This is a genomic window from Kitasatospora sp. NPDC057198 (assembly GCF_042670125.1).
Classification (GTDB): Bacteria; Actinomycetota; Actinomycetes; order Streptomycetales; family Streptomycetaceae; genus Kitasatospora.
In genome coordinates, this window is sequence record NZ_JBHUWH010000536.1 from 1 (window position 1) to 5,000 (window position 5,000).

At 76.6% G+C, this 5,000-nt stretch carries 4 protein-coding genes; 1 reads left to right on the forward strand and 3 read right to left on the reverse strand.

Features of this window, described 5'->3' with window-relative positions; genetic code table 11:
- The 3 genes from ACFUEL_RS34930 to ACFUEL_RS34940 all read right to left on the reverse strand — a co-directional run.
- Positions 1-1,064 (reverse strand): serine/threonine-protein kinase (locus tag ACFUEL_RS34930; RefSeq protein ID WP_380241468.1); only part of this gene is annotated, 1,064 nt, incomplete at its 3' end.
- A 156-nt stretch (positions 1,065-1,220) separates the two neighbouring features.
- Complete coding sequence (locus ACFUEL_RS34935; protein ID WP_380241470.1) at positions 1,221-2,312, reverse strand: protein kinase; 1,092 nt, start codon at positions 2,310-2,312, stop codon at positions 1,221-1,223.
- A 158-nt stretch (positions 2,313-2,470) separates the two neighbouring features.
- The gene (locus ACFUEL_RS34940; protein ID WP_380241472.1) at positions 2,471-4,117 is read right to left on the reverse strand and encodes a serine/threonine-protein kinase; all 1,647 of its coding nucleotides are present in this window, start codon (positions 4,115-4,117) and stop codon (positions 2,471-2,473) included.
- A gap of 232 nt (positions 4,118-4,349) precedes the next feature.
- On the opposite strand from ACFUEL_RS34940, the gene ACFUEL_RS34945 reads away from it, so the two are divergent.
- On the forward strand, positions 4,350-4,970 hold the full coding sequence (locus ACFUEL_RS34945; RefSeq protein ID WP_380241474.1) for a hypothetical protein: 621 nt from the start codon (positions 4,350-4,352) through the stop codon (positions 4,968-4,970).
- The last annotated feature ends 30 nt before the right edge of the window (positions 4,971-5,000 follow it).

Below are 5,000 nucleotides of genomic sequence, written 5' to 3' on the forward strand. Positions count from 1 at the left end.
GGCGGCGCGGGCGGTGCGGGCGGCGCCACCGCGGCGGACGGCACGGGTCCGACGGCCGACGGCACGGGCGCGGCGGGCGCGACGGGTGGTGCCGGGGCCGCCGGGCCGGGCTCGGTGGCCGCCTCGGCCGCCGGCCCGGCGGGCGCCGCCTCCGCGACCCGGTCGACCACCGGGACCAGCTGGGTGGGCAGCCGGGACGCGCCGGCCTGCTCGGGCACCCGGAAGCTGACGGTGTGCCCGTCGGCGACCTCGCGCAGCATCCGGCCGGCCTCGTCGGCGCCGGGCCGCTCGGCCGGGTCCTTGGCCATCAGCGCGGCCAGCACCGGCCCGAGCCCGGCGGCCCGGCGCGGGGTGGGCAGCGGCTCGTCGACGACGGCGGTGAGCGTGCTGAGCGGGTTGTCCCGGCGGAACGGCGACTCGCCCTCCACCGCGTGGTACAGCGTCGCGCCGAGCGCCCACAGGTCGGAGGCCGGTCCGGGCCGCTGGCCCTGGGCCCGCTCCGGGGCCAGGTAGTCGGGCGAGCCGACCAGGTCGCCGGGGCGGGTGATGTCCATCGCGCCCTCGAACTTGGCGATGCCGAAGTCGAGCAGCACGACCCGGCCGGTGCCGTGCTCCAGCAGCACGTTGGCGGGCTTGACGTCGCGGTGCAGCACCCCCAGCTGGTGGCCGCGGTGCAGGGCGGCGAGCACCTGGAGGCCGACGTCGGCGGCCTCCCGGGGCGTCAGCGTGCCGTCCTGGGTGATCACGTCGGACAGCGCGCGGCCGTCCACCAGCTCCATCACGATCCACGGCCGGCCGTCCTGCTCCAGCACGTCGTGGATGGTGATCACGCCCGGGTGCTTGATCCGGGCCGCGGCCCTGGCCTCCCGCTTCATCCGGGTCTGGAGCATCTCCAGGTCCTCCTCCGAGAGGTGGCTGACCGTCAGTTCCTTGACGGCCACCTCCCGGTCCAGCATCTCGTCCCTGGCACGCCAGACGGTCCCCATCCCGCCGCGCCCCAGACGCTCGCCGAGCGCGTACCGCCCGGCCAGCAGACGGCCGGTCGACTGGTCCTGTGCGCCCATGACCGCACCCCCCTTCGCTCCCCCACCGCCGGTCGGACGGGGTCCTCGCAGACCGTGTGCCTGCTCGCACCGACGGTTCAGGAGGCAAGCCTAGGCTGCACGGGGCCGCCCGGGAATCGCACCCCGGGCTACGAATCGCACCGTGACCGGCCACTCTCAGCCTGCGACCGCCACGATCCCGGCGAGCGCCGCGGCCAGCAGCACCAGCACGCCCCCCAGCACCAGCGGCCCGAGCATCCGGGGCGGTATCCGCGGTGCGCGCGCCGGGGCCTGACGGTCCGTCCCCCGCTCCGCGGACCGGGCCGGGCGCCGGCCGCGCGGGTGCGGCACCAGCGGGCCCGCCGCCGGGCGGGGCACCGGCAGCAGCGGGTCGGGCGGGCCGTCCGGGCCCGGTTCGGGTGCGAACAGCAGCAGTTCGCGCAGCTCCCGCTGGACGGCTTCCGCGGCCGGCCGGGCCGCGGCGTCCGGCTGCAGCAGCCGCTCGACCAGCGGCCGCAGCGGCCCGCACCCGTCGGCGGGCCGGTGCCGCCCGTCCCGGACGGCCGCCAGCAGCGTCGGCAGGTCGTCCTCCGGGTACGGGCCGCGGCCGGTCAGCAGCCGGTACAGCAGCACCCCCAGCGCCCAGGTGTCCGCGGGGGCGCCCGGGTCGATCGCCCAGCGCTCGGCGAGCGGTCCGAGCATCAGCGCCCGGGTCTCGTACACCCGGCGCGGCACCTCGCCGCCCAGCGCCGCGCACAGCTCCTCCTCGGCGGCGCCCAGCAGCAGGCCGCCGAGCATCGCCGCGCCGTCCTCGCAGACCAGCACCGTGCGCAGGGTCAGGTTCCCGTGCGTCAGACCGTCCTCGTGCAGTGAGCGCAGCGCCCCCGCCAGGTCCGCCCCGATCTCCGCCACCCGGTACGGCGGGACGGGCCCGTCACCCGCCAGCCGCTCCAGCGGCACCCCCGCCACCGCCTCCTCGGCGACCCACAGCACCTCGTCCTCGGGCCCGGCCGCGAGCCCCCGCAGCAGCCGCGGGTGCGCCCCGGCGGCCGCCGCGACCTGCGCGACCCGCGCGGTCACCCGCGGCCCGTACGACGGCGCGGGCTCCCCCACCGGGTGGCCCGGCACCAGCAGTTCGGGCAGTTCCAGCCCGAACAACCGCACCCGCGCCCCGCCGTGGACGTCCACCGCGAGCACACCGGCCTCGTCCTGCGGACGGTCCGTCACCCGGTACCGCCCGGCCACCACTTGCCCCGGCTCCGCTCGCATGCCTGTTCCTCACGCCGTCGTCCCGCCAGCGTACGGCCCCCGCCCGCCCCCGCGGCCGCCCGGTGCGCGCTTTCCCCCCACTAGCGGAAGCCGCCCCACCGCCCCGGCCCGCCGCCCCGCCCGCGCCGGAGCCGCCCCCGGAGGGGGTGCCGGCTCCGCTACGGCGCGGGCTGGAAGCTCTCGAACGAGACCTGCCGGGCCTGCGAGCCCTCCGGGGCCGTCCAGATCTCCTCGGGCATGGTCCAGTAGATCGCGTACCCGTACTTGCCGCCCCCGGTGACGAAGCCGCGGTTGAGCGAGTGCAGCAGGGTGCCGGCCTTGCCGGTGTACGTCCACTCCCAGTCGGCGGCGTTGCTCCAGTCCCGGTAGGAGATGGCCTCCACCCTGACCTTGCGGTAGTTGGTCATCTTCGCGTTGCGGTCGGACGCCTGCCAGTCCTTCAGCGCGCTGTCCCCGGCGGGGCTCTGCCAGTCGACGACCAGCCGCAGGCCGCGCCCCTCGAAGCGCCGGCTGGTGGAGCGGTAGTCCGGCCCCTGGTCGGTCATCCACTCGGGCAGCGCGATGCTGAACCCGGACGCGTCCTTGTACACCTTGTACCCGGCGGGCAGTTGCCCCTTGGACGCCGAGGGCGAGGGCGAGGGCGAGGCCGAGGGCGAAACCGGGTCCGACGGCGGGGCGGACGCCGGCCCGGTCCCCGCCGGGCTCGCCGGCGGCGCCGCCGCCGGCGCCGTCGTCCCGCCCGGGGAGGCCGTGGCGCCGCCGTCCCCTCCCTCGGGCCAGAACGCCACCAGCGCCGCGACCAGCACGAGCACCGCGGCCAGCGCCGCGCCGGCCAGTACCGCGCGCCGCCGCCCGCCGAACGGCCGTTCCGCGGCGGGCACTTCGGCGGTCCGCTCGGGCGGCGCGGCCGCGGCCGACGGGGCCGGCGGGGCGGGCGGGGCCGGGACGGCCACCGTCTCGGCGTCCGGCAGCGGCTTCCCGGCGGCGACCAGTTCGAGCAGCGGCCGGGCCGTGCCGGCGTCCATCCGCTCGGCCGGGTCCTTCTCCAGCAGGCCCTCGATGACGCGGCGCAGCGGCCCGGCGTTGCGCGGGGCGGGCAGCGGTTCGGTCATCACGGCGGTGAGGGTGGCCAGCGCGTCGCCCCGGTCGTACGGCGGGACGCCCTCGACCATCGCGTACAGCGTGCCGCCCAGCGACCACAGGTCGGACGGCGGTCCGGGCAGCTTGCCGCGGGCGCGTTCGGGGGCGATGTACGAGGGGGCGCCGACCAGCATGCCGGTGGAGGTGATGGAGGTGTCGCCCTCGACGCTGGCGATGCCGAAGTCGGTGAGCACGGTGCGCCCGTCCTCGCCGATCAGCACGTTCGACGGTTTGACGTCCCGGTGCAGGATGCCCTGGGCGTGCGCGGCGCCGAGCACGCCGAGCAGGTCGAGGGCGATCTGCGCGGCCCGTTCGGGGGCGAGCGGGCCGTCCTCGGCGACCACGTCGGCCAGCGACCGGCCGGCCACCAGTTCCATCACGATCCACGGCCGGTCGTCCTCCTCGACCACGTCGAAGACGGTGACGGCGGAGGCGTGCCGGATCCGCGCGGTGGCCTTGGCCTCGCGCAGGGTGCGGACGACCAGCCGGTGCTTCTCGATCTCGTCGACGGTGCCGGTCATCCGGAGTTCCTTGACCGCGACGATCCGGCCCAGCATCTCGTCCTCGGCCCGCCAGACGGTGCCCATGCCGCCGCGTCCGAGCACCTCGCCGAGCCGGTAGCGGTCCGCCAGCAGTCGGCCGGTCGGTTCCTGCGGCTGCGTCACGGTGCGCTCTCCCCCATGGTGTTGCGGCCGGCGGCGGGCATCCCGGCCGTGGCCTGACGGCATGTCGGACCACCGGAGGTGGCGGTCGCACGCCGGACACCCATCATCCCCTGTCCCGTCCCTCCCCGGCCACCCGCCCCCTCGCCCGGCAGCACGGGACTGTTCGACTGTCCGCTCGGCCTGCTAGCCTCTGCGCGCTCTTGACACCAACCACCAAACGGGGGAGACCGCGATGAGCACGCCCGACCCGAACAACCCGTACGCCGCTCCCGCGGCCCCGCCGCAGGGCCAGCCGCCCGCCCAGGGCTGGGGCGCCCCGCAGGCTCCCGGCGCCCCGCAGGCCCCCGGTGCCCCGGGCTACGGCGTCCCGCCGCAGCAGGGCGCTCCCGGCCAGCCCTGGGGCACGGCCGCCCCGATGGCGATGGGGCAGGCGCCGGCCGGCCCGAAGAACGTGCCCGTCGCGGTCCTGACCGGCCTGGCCGTGGCCGTGGTCGCCGCCGTCGTCTACGGCTTCGTCATGAAGTCCACCGAGCGCGAGTTCAACTGGGCCGTGATCGGCATCGCCGCCCTGGTCGGCTTCACCATCGGCAAGATCGGCGGCAAGAACCCGGCGCTGCCCTTCGTCGGTGCGGTCTTCGCCGTGTTCAGCCTGTTCCTCGGCGAGTTCCTGGCCTACGCGATGGCGCTCAGCGACGCGACCGACGGCGAGATGTCGACGGTGAAGGCGTTCACCGAGCACTTCGACATCCTGTGGGCGGCGTGGAAGTCCGAGTTCGACTTCATCTCGGTGGTCTTCACCGCGGCCGGCCTGCTCGTCGGTTTCGGCGTGACCAAGAAGGTCGGCGAGTCCTGACCGGCCTCCCCCGCACACCCGGAGGGCCCC

Coding starts and splice junctions, on each gene's coding strand:
- ACFUEL_RS34935 (WP_380241470.1), bottom strand. CDS start 2,312: ATGCGAGCGGAGCCGGGGCAAGTGGTGGCCGGGCGGTACCGGGTGACG.
- ACFUEL_RS34945 (WP_380241474.1), top strand. CDS start 4,350: ATGAGCACGCCCGACCCGAACAACCCGTACGCCGCTCCCGCGGCCCCG.